The sequence below is a fragment of the Microbacterium sp. MDV22-iso44 genome (genome assembly GCF_058629135.1).
Map to the genome: position 1 here is coordinate 1,137,275 of NZ_JBZVWS010000001.1, position 17,240 is coordinate 1,154,514.

16 protein-coding genes are annotated in these 17,240 nt (G+C 71.9%); 4 read left to right on the forward strand and 12 right to left on the reverse strand.

Going from position 1 to position 17,240, the window contains the following annotated elements; all coding sequences use genetic code 11:
• Positions 1–9: 9 nt before the first annotated feature.
• The 8 genes from mtrA to AC4NN1_RS05670 all read right to left on the reverse strand — a co-directional run bounded on the left by mtrA (position 10) and on the right by AC4NN1_RS05670 (position 7,341).
• On the reverse strand, positions 10–690 hold the full coding sequence (gene mtrA, locus AC4NN1_RS05635; protein ID WP_018188721.1) for an MtrAB system response regulator MtrA: 681 nt from the start codon (positions 688–690) through the stop codon (positions 10–12).
• 147 nt (positions 691–837) lie between these two features.
• A complete protein-coding gene (gene katG / locus AC4NN1_RS05640) occupies positions 838–3,177 on the reverse strand; it encodes a catalase/peroxidase HPI (protein ID WP_491954764.1) in 2,340 nt (779 codons plus the stop codon).
• Positions 3,178–3,219: 42 nt separating this feature from the next.
• The gene (locus tag AC4NN1_RS05645) at positions 3,220–3,654 is read right to left on the reverse strand and encodes a Fur family transcriptional regulator (protein ID WP_018188723.1); all 435 of its coding nucleotides are present in this window, start codon (positions 3,652–3,654) and stop codon (positions 3,220–3,222) included.
• Between the two features lie 61 nt (positions 3,655–3,715).
• Positions 3,716–5,173: an adenosylhomocysteinase gene (gene ahcY, locus AC4NN1_RS05650; protein WP_491954765.1), complete on the reverse strand. Its 1,458-nt coding sequence runs from the start codon at positions 5,171–5,173 to the stop codon at positions 3,716–3,718.
• Between the two features lie 22 nt (positions 5,174–5,195).
• The gene (locus AC4NN1_RS05655) at positions 5,196–5,402 is read right to left on the reverse strand and encodes a DUF3499 family protein (RefSeq protein ID WP_026303039.1); all 207 of its coding nucleotides are present in this window, start codon (positions 5,400–5,402) and stop codon (positions 5,196–5,198) included.
• Between the two features lie 51 nt (positions 5,403–5,453).
• On the reverse strand, positions 5,454–6,047 hold the full coding sequence (locus AC4NN1_RS05660) for a CbiQ family ECF transporter T component (protein ID WP_491954766.1): 594 nt from the start codon (positions 6,045–6,047) through the stop codon (positions 5,454–5,456).
• Positions 6,041–6,730 carry an energy-coupling factor ABC transporter ATP-binding protein gene (locus AC4NN1_RS05665; protein WP_491954767.1) on the reverse strand — a complete coding sequence of 230 codons (690 nt, stop codon included), beginning with the start codon at positions 6,728–6,730 and terminating at the stop codon, positions 6,041–6,043. Before AC4NN1_RS05665 ends, AC4NN1_RS05660 begins: the two co-directional genes overlap by 7 nt.
• The gene (locus tag AC4NN1_RS05670; RefSeq protein WP_491954768.1) at positions 6,727–7,341 is read right to left on the reverse strand and encodes a biotin transporter BioY; all 615 of its coding nucleotides are present in this window, start codon (positions 7,339–7,341) and stop codon (positions 6,727–6,729) included. The genes AC4NN1_RS05665 and AC4NN1_RS05670 overlap by 4 nt, the downstream gene beginning before the upstream one ends.
• A 52-nt stretch (positions 7,342–7,393) precedes the next feature.
• Here AC4NN1_RS05670 and AC4NN1_RS05675 point away from each other — a divergent pair, with 52 nt between their 5' ends.
• Together AC4NN1_RS05675 and AC4NN1_RS05680 are read left to right on the forward strand one after the other, a co-directional pair.
• Complete coding sequence (locus AC4NN1_RS05675; protein ID WP_020096754.1) at positions 7,394–8,020, forward strand: TetR/AcrR family transcriptional regulator; 627 nt, start codon at positions 7,394–7,396, stop codon at positions 8,018–8,020.
• A 29-nt stretch (positions 8,021–8,049) separates the two neighbouring features.
• The gene (locus AC4NN1_RS05680) at positions 8,050–8,472 is read left to right on the forward strand and encodes a metallopeptidase family protein (RefSeq protein WP_491954769.1); all 423 of its coding nucleotides are present in this window, start codon (positions 8,050–8,052) and stop codon (positions 8,470–8,472) included.
• A gap of 50 nt (positions 8,473–8,522) precedes the next feature.
• Here the strand turns inward: AC4NN1_RS05680 and AC4NN1_RS05685 are convergent, their stop codons facing one another.
• From AC4NN1_RS05685 to manA, 4 genes are all read right to left on the reverse strand, one after another.
• Positions 8,523–9,911, reverse strand: coding sequence for a DUF5719 family protein (locus AC4NN1_RS05685; protein ID WP_491954770.1), 1,389 nt, complete (start codon positions 9,909–9,911; stop codon positions 8,523–8,525).
• Positions 9,908–12,766, reverse strand: coding sequence for a glycosyltransferase family 2 protein (locus tag AC4NN1_RS05690; protein WP_491954771.1), 2,859 nt, complete (start codon positions 12,764–12,766; stop codon positions 9,908–9,910). Before AC4NN1_RS05690 ends, AC4NN1_RS05685 begins: the two co-directional genes overlap by 4 nt.
• A gap of 66 nt (positions 12,767–12,832) precedes the next feature.
• Complete coding sequence (locus tag AC4NN1_RS05695) at positions 12,833–13,153, reverse strand: WhiB family transcriptional regulator (protein WP_018188733.1); 321 nt, start codon at positions 13,151–13,153, stop codon at positions 12,833–12,835.
• 141 nt (positions 13,154–13,294) lie between these two features.
• The gene (manA, locus tag AC4NN1_RS05700; RefSeq protein ID WP_491954772.1) at positions 13,295–14,437 is read right to left on the reverse strand and encodes a mannose-6-phosphate isomerase, class I; all 1,143 of its coding nucleotides are present in this window, start codon (positions 14,435–14,437) and stop codon (positions 13,295–13,297) included.
• Between the two features lie 59 nt (positions 14,438–14,496).
• On the opposite strand from manA, the gene AC4NN1_RS05705 reads away from it, so the two are divergent.
• Entirely contained in the window at positions 14,497–15,897 is a 1,401-nt protein-coding gene (locus AC4NN1_RS05705; RefSeq protein WP_491954773.1) for an O-antigen ligase family protein, read from the forward strand.
• On the forward strand, positions 15,894–17,213 hold the full coding sequence (locus AC4NN1_RS05710) for a hypothetical protein (RefSeq protein ID WP_491954774.1): 1,320 nt from the start codon (positions 15,894–15,896) through the stop codon (positions 17,211–17,213). The genes AC4NN1_RS05705 and AC4NN1_RS05710 overlap by 4 nt, the downstream gene beginning before the upstream one ends.
• Positions 17,214–17,240: the final 27 nt, after the last annotated feature.

Below are 17,240 nucleotides of genomic sequence, written 5' to 3' on the forward strand. Positions count from 1 at the left end.
TCCGCCCGGTCACACGGCCGCGCCGGCGCGATACCCCACGCCGCGCACCGTCGTCACGATCTGCGGGTTGTCGGGGTCGCGTTCGACCTTCGCCCGCAAGCGCTGGACGTGGACGTTCACGAGACGCGTGTCGGCCTTGTAGTGGTATCCCCAGACCTGCTCGAGCAGCATCTCGCGGGTGAAGACCTGCTGCGGCTTCGAGGCGAGGGCGACGAGCAACTCGAACTCGAGCGGGGTGAGGGCGATGACCCCGTCGGCGCGGCGCACCTCGTGAGCGGCGACGTCGACCGTGAGGTCGCCGATCCGCAGATTCTCGGACTGGGCCTCTGCGGTCGGTCGCAGCCGGGTGCGGATGCGGGCGACGAGTTCCTTCGGGTTGAACGGCTTGACGATGTAGTCGTCGGCGCCCGATTCGAGCCCTCGCACCACGTCGGCGGTGTCGGTGCGAGCGGTCAGCATGATGATGGGCACGCCGGATTCGGCGCGTACCCGCGTGCACACCTCGATGCCATCCATCCCCGGCAGCATGAGGTCGAGCAGGATCAGATCGGGGCGTTCGTCGCGCCACGCGTCGACGGCAGCCGCACCGTCCGCGCAGAAGGCCACGTCGAAGCCTTCGGTGCGCAGCACGATGCCGATCATCTCTGCCAGGGCGGTGTCGTCGTCGACCACCAGGATGCGCGATGTCATAGAGCGGATGTCGTCCTTCAAGGGTGGCGGATGCCGGTGCTCCGCCCACGGGTGAGTCCACAGTAACCGACGGGCGGCCGGTCCCGCCCGGACGACGCACGGCCCCTCCCGTGAAGGAGGGGCCGTGCGTCCTGACGGCAACGCCGGTCAGGCGTGCAGGTCGAACCGGTCGAGCTCGGTGACCTTCGTCCAGGCGGCCACGAAGTCGCGGACGAACTTCTCGCCGGCGTCGTCCGAGGCGTAGACCTCGGCGATCGCGCGGAGCTCCGAGTTCGAGCTGAACACGAGGTCGGCGCGGGTGCCGACGCCGATCTGCGAGCCGTCCGCCGTGGTGCCGCGGAAGGCGTGCGAGCCGGGGTCGAGCGGCGTCCAGGTCGAGCCGAGGTCCAGCAGGTTCACGAACACGTCGTTCGTGAGCACGCCCGGTCGGCCGGTGAACACGCCGTGGGACGAACCGTCCCAGTTCGCGCCCAGTGCGCGCAGGCCGCCCACGAGCACCGTCATCTCGGGGGCGCTGAGGGTCAGCAGGTTCGCCTTGTCGATGAGGTGGTGCTCCGCCGGGAGGAACGCGTTCGGTCCGTAGTAGTTGCGGAATCCGTCGGCGACCGGCTCGAGGTAGCCGAACGACAGCTCGTCGGTCTGCTCCTGCGACGCGTCGGTGCGGCCCGGACGGAACGGCACGGTGACGTCGACCCCGGCATCCTTCGCGGCCTTCTCGACGCCCGCGTTGCCCGCGAGCACGATGAGGTCGGCCAACGAGACCGTGGTGCCGCCGGTCTGCTCGGCGTCGAAGGCGGCCTTCACACCCTCGAGCGCGGCGAGGACGTGCTGCAGCTGCTCGGGGTTGTTGACCTCCCAGTCCTTCTGCGGCGCGAGGCGGATGCGGGCTCCGTTGACGCCGCCGCGCTTGTCGCTGCCACGGAAGGTGGATGCCGCGGCCCACGTCGTCGAGACGAGCTGGGCGACCGTGAGACCGGTGGCGAGGATGCGCTCCTTGAGCGCGGCGGCATCCGCGTCGTCGATCAGCTCGTGGTCCACGGCGGGCACCGGGTCCTGCCAGATGAGCTCCTCCTGCGGAACCTCGGGCCCGAGGTACCGCGCGACGGGGCCCATGTCGCGGTGCGTCAGCTTGAACCAGGCGCGGGCGAACGCGTCACCGAAGGCGACGGGGTCGTCCTTGAAACGGCGCGAGACCGCGTCGTAGGCCGGGTCCATCCGCAGGGCCAGATCGCTCGTCAGCATGCGCGGCTCGCGACGACCGTCGGAGTGCGCCAGCGGCACCATGTCGGCACCGGCGCCGTTCTTCGGGCGCCACTGGTGACCGCCGCCGGGGCTCGTCATGAGCTCCCAGTCGTAGGCGTACAGGATGTGGAAGAACTCGTTGTCCCAGCGGGTCGGGTGGTAGGTCCACGTGACCTCGAGTCCCGACGTGATGGTGTCGTCGCCCTTGCCCGTGCCGTGGTTGTTCTTCCAGCCGAGACCCTGCTGCTCGAGGCCGGCGGCCTCGGGGTTGTTTTCGACGTTCGTGTCGGGGGCGGCGCCGTGGGTCTTGCCGAAGGTGTGGCCACCGGCGATGAGGGCGACGGTCTCCTCGTCGTCCATGCCCATGCGGCCGAAGGTCTCGCGGATGTCGCGAGCGGACTTCAGCGGGTCGGGCTCGCCGTTGGGACCCTCGGGGTTCACGTAGATGAGACCCATCTGGACCGCCGCGAGGGGCTTCTCGAGGTTGCGGTCGCCGCTGTAGCGCTCGTCGGCGAGCCATGTGGTCTCGGGGCCCCAGTACACGTCGTCGTCCGGCTCCCAGACGTCGGGGCGTCCGCCGCCGAAGCCGAAGGTCTCGAAGCCCATGGTCTCGAGCGCGACGTTACCGGCGAGGATCATGAGGTCGCCCCACGAGAGTGCCTGGCCGTAGGTCTTCTTGACGGGCCACAGCAGGCGCCGCGCCTTGTCGAGGTTGACGTTGTCGGGCCAGCTGTTGAGGGGCGCGAAACGCTGCTGGCCGGTGCCGCCGCCGCCGCGACCGTCGGTCGCACGGTAGGTGCCGGCGGAGTGCCAGGCCATGCGGATCATGAGCGGGCCGTAGTTGCCGAAGTCGGCGGGCCACCAGTCCTGCGACGTGGTGAGGACGGCGGCGATGTCGGCCTTCACGGCGGCGAGGTCGAGGCTCTCGAAGGCGGCCTTGTAGTCGAAGTCCTCGCCGACGGGGTTGCCGACGGACGGGTTCTTCTTGAGGATGCGGAGGTTCAGCTGGTTCGGCCACCACACCTGGTTGGCGGTGCCGACGGTGGGATGCGGCTGGCCGCCGTGGTTCGCACGATCGGCGCCGGGTGCCGGGTGGATGACCGGGCAGGCGTCGGCGGTGTTCTCCCGCGGCCGCGTCTCGCCGTCGCCGCGCTCATCGACCGGGGTGTCGATGGGGGTGACGGCGTGGTCGACGTCGGTGGCCTCGGCGCCGAGGGGCTCGGCCTGGGGGTCACGGTCGCTCATGGTGATCCTTCCGTTCGGGGTGGTGAAAGAGGGCGGATGGGTTCAGGCGGCGGCCTCGGCGGCGCACGCGCCGCAGAGACCCCAGTAGGTGACCTCGGCGGAGGCGATCCGGAAGCCGTGATCGTCCGACGGATGCAGGCAGGGCGCGGCGCCGACGGCGCAGTCGACGTCCTGGACGCGGCCGCAGGACGTGCACACGAGGTGGTGGTGGTTGTCGTCGACGCGCAGCTCGAACAGCATGGGCTGACCGGCGGGCTCGATGCGGCGGACGAGCGCGGCATCCGCGAAGTCGTTCAGCGCGTTGTAGACCGACTGACGGCTCGCCTTGGGGAGTTCGCCCGCCACGTCGGCGAACACCGCGTCGGCGCTCGCGTGCGGATGGGCGGCGAGGGCGGCGAACACCGCGAGCCGCGATTCCGTCACCCTGAGCCCGGCATCGCGGAGCGCGACGGCAGGGTCTGCGGCGAGGTCGGTCATGCGATCAGCCTACGCGCTCTTTTGATCCATTCAAAAGAAAATGCGCTCGGGCGTGTCGGCGTCAGTATCGGTAGTGGTCGAGCTTGTAGGGGCCGTCGACGGGTACGCCGATGTAGGCGGCCTGCTCGTCGGTGAGCTGCGTCAGCCGCACGCCGAGAGCCGACAGGTGCAGGCGGGCGACCTTCTCGTCGAGCGCCTTGGGCAGGACGTACACACCGGTCGGGTACGCGTCGGTCTTCGTGAAGAGCTCGATCTGAGCGAGGACCTGGTTCGTGAACGACGCACTCATGACGAAGGACGGGTGCCCCGTCGCGTTGCCGAGGTTCAGCAGGCGCCCCTCCGACAGGACGAGGATGCTGCGCCCGGTCGGCAGCCGGAACTCGTGCACCTGCGGCTTGATCTCGATCTTCTCGACGCCGGGCAGAGCCTCGAGGGCGGCCATGTCGATCTCGTCGTCGAAGTGGCCCACGTTGCCGACGATCGCGAGGTGCTTGAGCGAGAGGAGGTGGTCCACCGTGACGACACGGGTGTTGCCGGTGCCCGTGATGACGATGTCGACCTGGTCGGCGACGTCCTCGAGGCGTGCGACCTGGTAGCCGTCCATCGCCGCCTGCAGCGCGCAGATCGGATCCACCTCGCTCACGATGACGCGGGCGCCTTGGCCGCGGAGCGCCTCGGCGGCACCCTTGCCGACGTCGCCGTAGCCGACGACGAACGCGACCTTGCCGCCGATGAGGACGTCCGTGGCCCGGTTGATGCCGTCGGGCAGCGAGTGGCGGATGCCGTACTTGTTGTCGAACTTCGACTTCGTGACCGAGTCGTTCACGTTGATGCCGGGGAAGAGCAGCTTCCCGGCGGCGTGGAGCTCGTAGAGGCGGTGGACACCGGTCGTCGTCTCCTCGGTCACACCGAGCAGGCCCCTGGCCAGGCGGGTGAAGCGCTGCGGATCGCGGGCGAGGCTCTTCCGGAGCGTGTCGAGGACGATGCGGTACTCGCCCGAATCGCCCGTCGTGGCGTCCGGAACAGCACCGGCGGCTTCGAACTCGACGCCCTTGTGAACGAGGAGGGTGGCGTCGCCGCCGTCGTCGAGGATCAGGTTCGGCCCGTCGAAGCCCTCGTCCGACCAGTCGAAGATGCGATCGGCGAGCTCCCAGTACTGTTCGAGGGTCTCGCCCTTGAACGCGAACACCGGCACGCCGGCGGGCTCGGCGACGGTGCCGCCAGGACCGACGACGACCGCTGCCGCCGCCTCATCCTGGGTGGAGAAGATGTTGCAGCTCGCCCACCGCACCTGCGCGCCGAGGGCGACGAGCGTCTCGATGAGGACCGCCGTCTGCACCGTCATGTGCAGCGAACCGGCGATCCGCGCTCCGGCGAGGGGCCGGGAGTCGCCGTACTCCTCGCGGAGGGCCATCAGACCCGGCATCTCGTTCTCGGCGAGGCGGATCTGGTGACGACCGGCTTCCGCGAGCGAAAGATCGGCGACGACGTGTTCGATGGTCTTCACGGGAGTGGGCACGCGCCCATCCTGCCACGCAGGGTCAGACGCGGAGGGTCTCGTGACGGACGACGACCCAGCCCTTCGGGACCGACATCCGACCGGTGTGGATGGCGCAGAGATCGTGGGCGTGCGGGTCGTTCCCGCCGCCGAGCGGACCGAGGACGGCCATCTGGTCGCCGTAGTCGTAGGTCAGCGTCGTCACGGCCTCGCGGGCACAGCCCACCTTGGAACACAGTCTCTCTCGCATCGCGTCCACGCTAGCCGTGGAGGCGGGCCGCGACACGGAGCCGCGCCGGGCTCAGCGCACCCCGCGGGCGGTGAGGGCGTCGCCGAGATCGTCCGCATGGCGGAGCGCGAGGACGAGGAACGGCACAGCGAAGACACGGATGCCGCGGGCTCCCCGCGCCCGCTGCGCCGCGCGGACCTCGCCCGCGAGGCGCGCGAGGGTGGGAACCGTGCCGAGTGCGACGACGAGCAGGAGCGCCGCGCGGGCGGCATCCACCCCGATCACGCGCAGCGGGCCGAGCGCCCGTTCCGCCACGTCGAGGAGGGCGGTCACCGGGGTGGTCGACGCGAGGAGCCCAGCGAGGGCGACCGCGGCCACGATGCGGACGGTGCCGACGGTCGCCGCCTCGACGCCGAGGAAGATGCACGGGATGCCGAAGGCCACCACGACGAGCCACCGGAGCGACCAGACCTGGCGGGCGAGTTCACGGAGTCCGACTCCCGGCACGAGATGGCAGACCGCGCACACCGCCGCGGTGATCGCGGCGGTCGGCCACGCCGTGGGGAGGAGGGAGACGGCGAGGACGAGGGCGAGCAGGATCGCCGCCTTCGAGCCCGCGGGTATCCGGTGCCACGGCCCCTTCCCGGGCCGGTACAGCGTCAGCATCGCCAGCTCGCGGCGTGGGCGGCCACGACCTCGGGCGCGGGCCCCACCCGGGCGACCTTTCCCTCGTGCATCCGGACCGCGACGTCGCACCGCGCCGCGAGGTCGAGGTCGTGCGTCACGACCACGAGCCGGTGGCCGGAGTCGGCGAGCAGGTGCGCCGAGATCAGGTGGGCGTTCCGTCCGTCGAGGAACGCGGTCGGCTCGTCGGCGACCACGAGGTCCGGCTCGCGGACGAAGGCGCCGCACAGGGCGAGCAGCTGCTTCTGCCCGCCGGACAGCTCGTACGCCGGCCGGTCGGCGAGGGGGGCGAGGGCGAACCTCTCGAGCGCGGCGGCGACGCGGGCATCCCGCTCGGCGCGGGGCAGCCGATCCGCACGGAGCGAGAACGCGACGTCCTCGGCGACGGTCGGCATGATGATCTGGGCGTCGGGATTGCTGAAGACGATCGCGACGCGGCGGCGGAGGGCGGCGGCATCCTTCTCGGCATCGAGGCCGAGCACCTCGACGCGGCCCTGCGTGGGCCGGATGAGTCCGCCGATCAGCCGCGCGAGCGTCGACTTGCCGGAGCCGTTGTCGCCCACGACGGCGATGCTCCGAGCGTTGAGGGCGAGGTCGACCCCCCGGAGGACCTCGACGTCGCCCAGGCGCACCGAGACGTCGGCGAGCCGGAGGGCGCTCGTCACCGGACCGGTGCCGCCTCACGCGCAGCGCCGCGCGGCGCCCACGTGCGACGGAAGGCGCGCGGGTACCCCCGGACCAAGGCGCCCACGACGAGCGTCGCGATCACGGCCTTGACCAGGTCGCCGGGGACGAAGGCGAGGTTCGCGATCAGCGCCTGATCCATTCCGATGCGCATGATGAGACTCTGGACCGGGATGCCGCAGGCGTAGACGACGAGGACGCCGCCGACGACCACGCCGATGAAGGTCCGCCACCACACGGGCCGGCGTCCGCCGAGGTGCACGATCAGTCCGATCACGACGGCGCCCACCAGCCATCCGACGAGGTAACCCGCCGTCGGCCCCACGAACACCGCCGCTCCCCCGCGACCGCCCGCCAGCAGCGGGAGTCCGATCGCGACGAGCGCGAGGAGGGCACCGACCGAGACGGCACCCACGAGAGGGCCGAGCACGGCGCCGGCCAGCATCACCCCGAGCGTCTGGGCGGTGATCGGCACGCCGCCGAAGACGGAGAAGGAGCCGGGAAGGCCGAGGACGGCGATCACCCCGGCGAAGACGGCCGCCCGGGAGAGGTCGGTCGTGTCGAGCCGGGGTGTCGGGCGCGAGCGGGTCATCTCATCCTCCTGAACAGCGTTCACGTGAACACCGTTCAGGTAGGGTAACGCCATGACTGCGCGCGATCCAAACCCGCCCTCCCGGGGTCTCCGGCGCACCAAGGACGACGTCGTCGACGCCGCTCTGTCCGTCCTCGATCGCGTGGGCCTCCCCGACCTGTCGATGCGGCGCCTCGCGGAGGACCTGGGTGTCCAGCCGAGCGCCCTGTACTGGCACGTCGCGAGCAAGCAGGAGCTTCTCGCGGCTGTGAGCGCGCGCATCCTCGCCCCCGTCGCGCTGCGCCCGGGTGACCCGACCGACCTCGGCCGGGCGGCCGTCACCCTGGGGCACCGCCTGCACGACCGGCTCCTCGCCCACCGCGACGGTGCCGAAGTGGTGTCGAGCTCCCTCGCCCTCGGCCTCGTCGACTCACCCGTCCACGACGCGCTGCGCACCGTCGAGGACTCCCCCGCCGCCCGCGTCGTCGCCGACGCCGTGACCCACTACGTCGTCGGCGTCACCTTCCACGAGCAGCAGCGGCGGTCGGCGGATGCCTGGGGCACCGCGGCGTCCGAGGTGTCCCTGACGGCGGCATCCGTCGACTCCACCGACGACGGGGGCTTCGCCGCCGCGCTCGCACTGATCGCGGCGGGGATCGCGGCATGGCAGGAGAGCGCCGGGCGCCCGCTCGACGCCTAGGATGGCGTCATGCTCAGCAAGGTGGACCCGTGAGGCGACGAGCGCGCACGAGTGTCCGCCCCGACCGGCACGGTCGACACGGCCGCCTCGACCGGAGCTCCGTCGTCCGGCCCCCGCTTCCCGCGATCGAGACGCGCGCCGAGAAGTTCGATCTGACGGTCACGACGGCGGTCGAGTTCCTCCGGAGCGCATGGCCGGAGCTGCGTGAGGTCCGTTTCGACATCGGCTGGATGCCGGATGCCGCGGACGACGACGGCATCCCCCGGTGGGCGGTGCAGTCGGAGCAGAAGCGCATCGTCCTGTTCCGACTCCCCATCGAACGGCTCGCGAGACTGCACCGCAACGACGAACTCCACCGCCGGATGATGATCGAGAGCTGCGTGTTCCGCGCCGCCGCCGAATACCTCGACCGCGATCCGTGGGACCTCGGGCCCGACCGGTTCCGATTCTGAGGCGCGTGCGCTTCTGAGCCTCTGTTCGCGCGACGCCCTTCCGTGCGCGATCAGCGCGGACGGACGACCACGGGTGCGGCGGCGGCGTCGGCAGGGGCCACGGCGTAGCCGGCGACCGCATCGGATGCCGTGAAGGTCACGCCCGCGCGCAGTGTGCCCCCCGCGGGGTCGAGCCGGTAGAGCTCGCCGGCGCGCAGGTCGACCGAGACCGAACCGCCCGCGGGGACGCGCACCTCGCGCGGCTCGCCGGCGCCCGCATCCTCGGTCAGGACCGCGGCCACCTCGGAGGCACCGGGGTTCACGAGCGCGAGCTGCGGACTCGGCCCGTCGGCGACCGCGAGGAGGGAGGGCACGCGGATGTCGTCCGCGGTGCCGTACCAGGCGAAGTCGGACCCGGCATCCGATCCCGTCGAGGTGTGGACCGAGGCGACCACCGGTGCACCCGCGTCGACCTCCACGCGATAGCGACCCTGGGGAAGCGTGTCCAGATCCACGTCGACGGGCACGCCGGCCGCGAGGGTGAGATCGGGGAAGGAGGCAGCGGTGGTGCGTCGCCCGACGGGCGACACCGTCACGGTCGCGGTCGTGTCGTCCGAAGGGGCGAGCAGCCGCACCACCGTGTCGGTGGGCTCGTCACCTTCCGCGACGCTCGAGAACGCGGGGATCGTCTGCTGAGCCCTCGGGAGCCCGGTCGCGCCGCCCTGGTCGACGCCGACCGGGACGAGCGTCCGGGTGAGGCTCGACTGCAGGACGGCCTGCACGGGTGCCTGCGTCGCCGAGACGAGCACGACGGGGCTCGCTTCGCCGAGCGCGAGCGAGGCGAGGGGCACGACGCGCTGCTGGCCGGCGGGGATCAGGATGTCCGCACCCGCATCGGGGGCCACGCGGCCGCCCGAGGCGAAGACCGTCAGATCCACGCGGGCCGCGACATCGCCGGGGTTGGCGAGGATGACGAGATCCGCCGCGCCCGTGAGGCCGCTGCCCCCGGCGAGCCAGGTCTCCATGGCGGGCGGGGTGCAGGCGGATGCCGCGAACCCGGCGAGATCGTCGGCGTCGACACGCGACGACCCCGCCGCGGCCAGGTCGGTGCGCATGCGATCGACCGGCTCCGCCGAGAACGACGCGATCGGCGGGGCATCAGGGACCGCGGAGGCGATCTCGCCCGCGACGGGTGCGGGCGCACCGGCGACGGTTCCCGACACCACGTTCTGCGGGGCGGCGACCTGCAGCGCGCCGACGTCCTCGGTATCCCGTCCGACGGCGAGCACCGGGCCCGCGCACGAGAGGAGGGAGGTCGCGGCTTCGGGCCGCGTCGTCAGCGAGAGCGTCGACCGCTCGACGGTCGGCAGGGTAGCGGTCGCGATGAGGAAGGTCCCCGCCACGACGGCGAGGCTCAGGGCGGCGCCGACGCCGCGGCGGATCCGGCGGGCGGTGGTCACGAGGCCGACCTTTCTGCGAGCCCGTCCCGCTCCCCGATGATGCGGGGGTGACGCCTGCCGGCCCGGAGGCTGGCGCGCGTCGGGACCGCGAGCAGCAGCGCGACGGCGATGACGCCGAGCTGCAGCAGGGCGACGCGGACCGAAGTGGGCCCCGAGGCGTCGTCGACGGTGCGCTCGGCGATGGTCCCCTTGACGCCCCACAGGACGCCGCGGGCCGTCTGCCCGACGCTCACGAGATCGGCTCGCTGATTGAGGAGGTTCTGCGCCCCGAGCCGCGCCGCACGGGCGCGGTCGCTCTCGCGGGGGGCCTGTTCGAGGAGGACGTACGCGATGCCGTGCCGACCGAGCTGGGCGACGACGTCGCCGGTCACCGTGGAGACGAGGTCGGCCGTCACGTGGGCCAGCTCGCGGTCACCGGCGGTCAGCTCGGGGCGCGTGGACTGCAGCGTCGTCTGCCCGCCGAGGGTCTCGCTGGCGCCCCAGACCACGGAGGCCGAGTAGGCGGCATCCGCCTGCACGGTCAGGACGAGGGTCGCCGTCTGCTCACCGTCGCGCTCACCCTCGCTGCCGGCGGTCTGGACGTAAGCGGGGAGTGTGCTGGACGGCCCGTCCTGCAGGGCGGAATCACCGCGGACGACGGCCGTGAGGGCCGGAACGGCGCCGACGGCGAGGAAGGCGATCACGACGGATGCCGCGACGGGGACGAGGGCGTCGACCCGGCGGAACCCGTCGAGGCCGGTGACGGCGGCGAGGATGAGGCCCGCCCACGCGAGCGAGAGCGCGCTTCCCGGCCAGATCGAGACGGGCCCGGACATGCCGGCGGTGAGGGCCACGCCCGATCCCAAGGCCGCCGTGGCGACGCCGAGGACGGCGGCGACGAGCGCCACGGATGCCGGGAGCAGCCGCCCGACGACCGGCGCCAGCAGGGCGAGCAGCACGACCGGCGCCGTGAAGGCGGCGACCCACCAGGCCCGCCCGTCCTCACCGAGGAACTGCGTCCAGCCGACGCCGTCGGTCGACGGGTAGCCGAACGCGAACAGGACCTTCGGCAACAACCCGTCGGGGTTTCCGCTCAGCGCGAGCGGCCGGCCCGGGTCGGCGAGGATCGCGAGGGGGTCCCCCGTCGTGAGGTGGTACCACCCGAGGGGCAGGAAGATCGCCACGGACGGGATCATCAGCCAGGCGATGCGCCCGGCTCCCCGCCCGCGTCGCATCGACATGGCCAGGACGATGGCCACGAGCCACAGCACGATCAGAGCGGGTGCCAGCGAGGGCGCGCAGGCGAGCACGACGACGAGGATGATCGAGGCGAGCCCGGCGCTGCTCCACGACCGTCGCGCGGCCGCGGCCGTGTAGATGAGCCACGGCAGCGCGAGGTGCAGGATGACCGCGGTCGGTCGCCCCTCGATCAGTGCCGCGAGGAAGGGAGGTGCCACCGCCCATGCGAAGGCCGCGGCGCAGCGCAGCACGGACCTCTCGGTGACGCGGGTCGCTGCGAACCATCCGCCGAGCGCGGCGAGCGGCAGTGCAAGGAGCCAGAGGATGACGATCGCGCGCGAGGGCGCGAGGGGCGACAGCGAACCGACGAGGGCGACGACCGACGCGAAGGGGTCGGCCGGCCCGACGGTGTCCCAGCCCAGCGCACGCGGGCCGTACGCGGCATCCGTCCACAGCGCCACGACGCCGCTGCGCAGCGGCGCGAGACCTCCCCCGCCGAGCACGGGCCACGCCAGGAGCGCGCTGAACGACAGCGCGGAGGTGGCGAGGGCGCCGAGGACGACCCAGGCGCCGCCGCCGCTGAAGAAGCGGAGGTCCTCGCGCGGAGCCGCTGCGGCATCCGCTTCGTCCTCGAGCCGCTCACGCAGGTCCCGTCGGCCGATCCGCAGCTGCGCCAGGGACAGCCACGAGGCGGTCCGGTTCCGCCGGATGGTGCGGCGCGCGCGCACGACGGCCGCGAACGACACGAGCACCGAGAACGACGCCGCCCACTCGGGTCCGATGCGTCCCGGAGTCTTCGCGACCAGATGGCCGAGGGTGCGCCACAGGGCGAGGGGCAGGAGGGTCAGCCAGTGCAGCAGGACCACGGGAGCCGGGGCATAGGCCAGGCGACGGTGGAGCTCGGCCTTCCGCGCGGCGTAGAGACGGCGGCCGCGCGCGCCGGCCGAGCGTCCCGCCGGGGTTCCCGCGACGCCGTCACCGGCGACGGCGACGAGCGCGGAGGGCGTCAGAGCGACGCGACCGCCGGCGAGGCGGGCGCGGATGCCGAGGTCGAGACCCTCGTCGGCGCCGGCCAGACCCTGGTCGATCCCCCCGAGGGCGTTCCAGACCTGCGAGCGGACGAGGACGCCGCGGATGTCCGATCCGAGGACGTCCTCGGAGGCGTCGTGCTGCCCCTGGTCGAGCTCGCCGTCGGCGAGACCGACCGTGCGCCCCGTGTGGGTGAGCGTGACCCCGAGCGAGACGATCCGACTGGGGTCGTCCCAGGAGACCAGCTTGGGCGCGGCGAGCGCCACCGAGGGGGCGGTCTCGAGCGCTCCGGCGAGGCGTGCGAGCGCGTCCGGAGCGGGCGCGGTGTCCTGCGCGAGCAACCAGACGGCGTCGCCGGTGATACGCCGGCTCGCGAGGCGGAGGGCCTCGGCGAAGCCGGTCCCCCGGCCTGCGACGATGACCGCTTCGGCTCCGGACTCGGACGCGAGCTTCTTGAGGGTCTCGTCGGGTCCGCAGAGGACGACGGTGAGCGCGTCGGCACGCCGCGTCTGGGCGGCGAGCGCGCGCAGGGTGCGGCTCAGGTGGAGATCCGTGGGGCCTCGTCCGTGGGGGCGGACGACGAGGATCGCGTGTACTCGGGCGGGCATGGCCAGGTCAGCCTAGGTCGCGACTCGGGCGACGCGGGGAGGACGGGCGGGGTGGCGCGGATCGCGTCAGGAAGCGCGCCGCTTGAGCTTGCGTCGCTCGCGCTCGCTCAGACCGCCCCAGATGCCGAAGCGCTCGTCGTTCTGGAGGGCGTATTCGAGGCATTCGCCTCGGACGTCGCACGAGGTGCAGATGCGCTTCGCGTCACGCGTCGATCCGCCCTTCTCCGGGAAGAAGGCCTCCGGATCCGTCTGCGCGCACAGGGCGTCGGCCTGCCATGCCAGCGCGGTGTCCTCGTCGGTGTCGACCCGGCGACGGACTCCGGGGACACCGAGGTTCACCGGATCGACGAACCAATTCTCGGGAACGCCGGAACGGTAACCCGTCATCTTGCTCTCCCACCTGTAGACACTCGCCGCGGTGCGGCCGATGCCTAATTACACCCGTGTGATTCGCTCGGGTCAAGTCGCAGATCGTAAACCCTCAACCCGATATTGAATCTTCTTGAGGCTCCCCGGCGTGTCGCGACCTCAGCCCTGCACACCCGGCCGGGCCAGGTAGGCGACCCCGGAGCCGTCCAGCACGAGCTCCGACTCGTCCTGCGCGTAGGCGGCGTTCCCCGGCGTGAGATCGATGCGCCGTCCCCCGGCGGACACGATCACGCGGCCTTCGGTCGCCAGCACGATGGCGGGTCCGTCGAGCCCGACGTGCAACGGCGTGCCGGTCGGTGCGTACCGGGCGAGGCGGAAGTCCGCCACTCCGGCGTCGAACAGCTCCCCCGCATCGGCGGACACGGGGTCGAGCAGCGGCGCCGCGCCGGGCTCGGTGTCGACGATGCGCATGAGCTCCGGGACGTCGATGTGCTTCGGGGTCAGCCCGCCGCGCAGGACGTTGTCGCTGGCCGCCATGAGTTCGACGCCGAGACCGTCCTGATACGCGTGGAGCACCCCGGCAGGGGCGAACACGGCCTCGCCGGTGCGGAGCACGACGAGGTTCATGAGCAGGGCGACCACGATGCCGGCATCCCCGGGGAAGTCGCGCACGACGGCCCGGAGGACATCGACCTCTTCGGCGAAGTCCGGCACGACGGCGTCGGCGAGCGCCGCGGAGACGTCCGAGACGATGTCGTCGGCGCGCCCGCTCAGCACCTCCTCGATCACGGCTCGCAGTGCATCGGCAGGGGCGGCGGCGTCCAGTGCCGCGCGAAGACGTCGGACACCGGATGCCTCGCCGAGGCCGCCGAGCAGGCGCTGCGTGTCCTCGACGGGCCGCAGCCCTACGAGGGCTCGGAACCGCTCGCTCAGGGCGACGATGATCTCGGGCTTGTGGTTGTCATCGCGGTAGATGCGTTCGGCGGCGTCGCGGGGCGCGCCGGACGCCTCCTCCGCGGCGAAGCCGGCCCGCGCCTGCTCGAGGTCCGGGTGCGCCTGGATCGACAGCGACGACGACGCCGCGAGGATCTTCAGGAGGAACGGGAGCGGCGGCGCCCCGGCATCCGTCCTCGCCTGCATCAGCGAGCGGCCGTCGCCGAGGACGGCGGGGCTGCCCGGGTGGTCGCCGAACCAGACCTCGGCCTCGGGCGCTCCGCTGGGGGTCCGCCCCTGGAGGGACGGGATGGCGGTGGGGGAACCCCACGCGTAGTCACGGGGTTCGTTCGAGAGCGTCTCCAGCACGCGAACAGCCTAGGGCGTGGGGCGGAACGCACGGGGCCGCGCGATACCCTTCTGTCACCATGGCCGTCCACTCCTCGCACCCGGTCTCGGCGCCCCCGGCAGCCCCGCCGCGTGAGCGGACGAGCCACATCCTGCTGCGCGGCTGGTGCATCGTCCTGCTGGTCGTCACCCTGTCGGGGACGGCCCTGCCGCTCGCCTTCGGAGTCGGCGTCGCCGCCGCCATCGGCGTCGCGAGCTTCCTCGTCTCGGTGACCCTCTGGCTGACGACGCGGCCGCGGGTGCAGTGGCCCCGACTCCCCTGGTACGCGCTCGCCTATCTCCTGTGGGCCGTCGCCTCGACGATCTGGACCCACTGGATCAACGCGACCCTGCTGACCGTCGCCCTCCTGATCGTCACGACGGTGGGCGCCCTCTTCGTCGGGGCGGTCCTCACCTGGCGCGAGATCGTCCGGGCCCTGGCATCCGCCCTCAAGTGGATCCTCTCGCTGTCGATCCTCTTCGAACTGTGGGTGAGTCTCGTCTGGGACGGCCCGATCCTGCCGCAGTTCGTCCGCCCCGAGGGCCGGGTCGCCGACCCCATCGTGCTGTGGTCGCGCGACAACCTGTTCGACGGCGGCCGCATCCAGGGGATCTTCGGCAACTCCAACGCGCTCGCGTACGTGGCGCTCCTCGGGATCGTCGTCTTCGCCATCCGCATCGCGTCCACGGCCCCCCGTCGCCCCGTCCTGGTCCTCTGGATGCTCCTGGCCGCGTTCCTCTTCGTCCGCGCCGGATCGGCGACCGCCACCGTGTCGGCCGTCGCGGTCGTCGTCGTCCTCATCACGGTCCTCGTCATGCGGACGACCACGCGCGCCGGTGAGAGGACTCGCTACTACGTCCTCTACGGCGTCGTCGCGGTCGGCGGCCTCGTGGCGGCGTGGGCACTGCGCGACCGGGTGTTCACGGCACTCGGCCGCTCGAGCGACCTGACCGGACGCGAATCGATCTGGCAGAAGGTCCTGGAACGCGCCGTCGAGCACCCCGTGATCGGATGGGGCTTCTCGACGCCGTGGATCCCGACCGACCCCGCCTTCGACGGCTGGATCATCGACCACGGGCAGACGGTCATGCAGGCCCACAACATGTGGGTGGACGTCTTCCTGCAGCTGGGCGTCGTCGGGATCGTCCTCATCGCGGCGGCGTACGTCGCGTTCATCTGGCGTTCCTGGTTCTTCGCCGTCGACCGCCCGCGATGGGACCTCGTCTCGGACCGGCCCTACACGGCGGTCACCCTGCTGCCGACCCTCACCGGCGCCATCCTCCTCGTGCAGGGCCTCGCGGAATCGACACCCCTCCTGAACTGGGGGTGGTTCCTGCTCATCCTGTTCGCCTTCAAGATCAAGCAGGCACCCCTGGTGGGACGCGGCCCGTCCGAGGAGCGCCTCATCGGCGAACAGGGCGACAGGCCGTCCGAGCGATGAGCACCCCCCGCGCACTCCCGCGACTGTCGACCGCCCTGCAATCCACCGAGGTCGCCGCCGTCTACTCCCTCGTGACCATCGGCGCGCTCTTCTCGACGCACGCCCTGCGTCAGCTGATGGGCGACGCGGGCTACGGCGCGATCCTGACCGGGCTGTGCGTGATCGGCGCGGGGATGATGCTCGCCCGTCGGGCGGAGCTCCGGGTCATCCATCTCATCCCCACGACGCTGCTGGTCCTGCTGGCCTGGCTGCTGATCACCGTCGGGTGGTCGGGCTCACCCGAGGCGACCCTCTCCGGATGGCTGCAGCTCGCGGCGCCCACCTTCCTCGCCGTCGTCGTCGCGCAGTTCCGCGACACCCTGCAGACTGTGCGCGCCACCGGAGACGTGCTGCGGATGCTGCTCGCCGTCTCGCTCGGACTCGAGATCCTCAGCGGCATCCTCCTCAACCTTCCCATCACGTTCCTCGGCATCGCGGGCAACATCGCCTACGGCGGCCCGATCCAGGGGATCTTCGGCACCCGCACGGCACTCGGGCTCGTGACGATCATCGCCCTGCTCACCTTCCTCGTGGAATGGCGGACCCGGTCGGTGAGCGCCGGCGTGGCGATCGGCTCCGTCGCCCTCGCCGCGACCCTCGCCGTGTTCACCGCGTCGCCCATCGTGCTCGGGATGGTGCTCATCTCGGGGACGGCCACCGGCGCCCTCGCGATCCTCCGGCGCGTCCGCCCGAGCGTCAGACCGGTCCTGCAGGGGGTCCTGTCCGCCGTCGTCGTGGTCGGGCTGATCCTCGTCTACCTCTTCCGCCGCCCGCTCGTGTATTGGCTGAACGCCGAACCCGACTTCTTCACGCGGTCACGGCTGTGGAACGTCATCCTCGACATGTCGGCACTGCGGCCGGTGCAGGGATGGGGCTGGGTCGACACCTGGCCCGACCACCTCTCCCCCTACACCTACATCCGCATCGTCACCGGCCGCTCGCACGCCTCCGCGCTCAACGCGTGGATGGATGTGCTGATCCAGGCGGGCACGGTCGGCGTCGTCCTCCTTGTCGTGTTCGTCGGTCTCGCCCTCGCCCGCGCATGGACGTCGGCGAGCGAGCGCAGGTCGACCGTCTACGTGTGGCCCGCCCTCGTCATCATCGTCCTCCTGACGGACTCGATCGTGACCAGCTCGCTGCTCGGCGGCTCGGGGTGGTTCCTCCTGGTGCTCTGCGCGACGCGGGCATCGCTCGTGCGGGGGTGGCGACGCGAACGCCCGCTCGCCCCGGACGCCTCCATCTCCCCGGACGCATTCGGGCCAGGCGCACCCGCTTAGAATCGACCGATACCCGCCACGATCCAG

Coding starts and splice junctions, on each gene's coding strand:
- mtrA (WP_018188721.1), bottom strand. CDS start 690: ATGACATCGCGCATCCTGGTGGTCGACGACGACACCGCCCTGGCAGAG.
- katG (WP_491954764.1), bottom strand. CDS start 3,177: ATGAGCGACCGTGACCCCCAGGCCGAGCCCCTCGGCGCCGAGGCCACC.
- AC4NN1_RS05645 (WP_018188723.1), bottom strand. CDS start 3,654: ATGACCGACCTCGCCGCAGACCCTGCCGTCGCGCTCCGCGATGCCGGG.
- AC4NN1_RS05655 (WP_026303039.1), bottom strand. CDS start 5,402: ATGCGAGAGAGACTGTGTTCCAAGGTGGGCTGTGCCCGCGAGGCCGTG.
- AC4NN1_RS05660 (WP_491954766.1), bottom strand. CDS start 6,047: ATGCTGACGCTGTACCGGCCCGGGAAGGGGCCGTGGCACCGGATACCC.
- AC4NN1_RS05670 (WP_491954768.1), bottom strand. CDS start 7,341: ATGACCCGCTCGCGCCCGACACCCCGGCTCGACACGACCGACCTCTCC.
- AC4NN1_RS05675 (WP_020096754.1), top strand. CDS start 7,394: ATGACTGCGCGCGATCCAAACCCGCCCTCCCGGGGTCTCCGGCGCACC.
- AC4NN1_RS05690 (WP_491954771.1), bottom strand. CDS start 12,766: ATGCCCGCCCGAGTACACGCGATCCTCGTCGTCCGCCCCCACGGACGA.
- AC4NN1_RS05695 (WP_018188733.1), bottom strand. CDS start 13,153: ATGACGGGTTACCGTTCCGGCGTTCCCGAGAATTGGTTCGTCGATCCG.
- AC4NN1_RS05705 (WP_491954773.1), top strand. CDS start 14,497: ATGGCCGTCCACTCCTCGCACCCGGTCTCGGCGCCCCCGGCAGCCCCG.
- AC4NN1_RS05710 (WP_491954774.1), top strand. CDS start 15,894: ATGAGCACCCCCCGCGCACTCCCGCGACTGTCGACCGCCCTGCAATCC.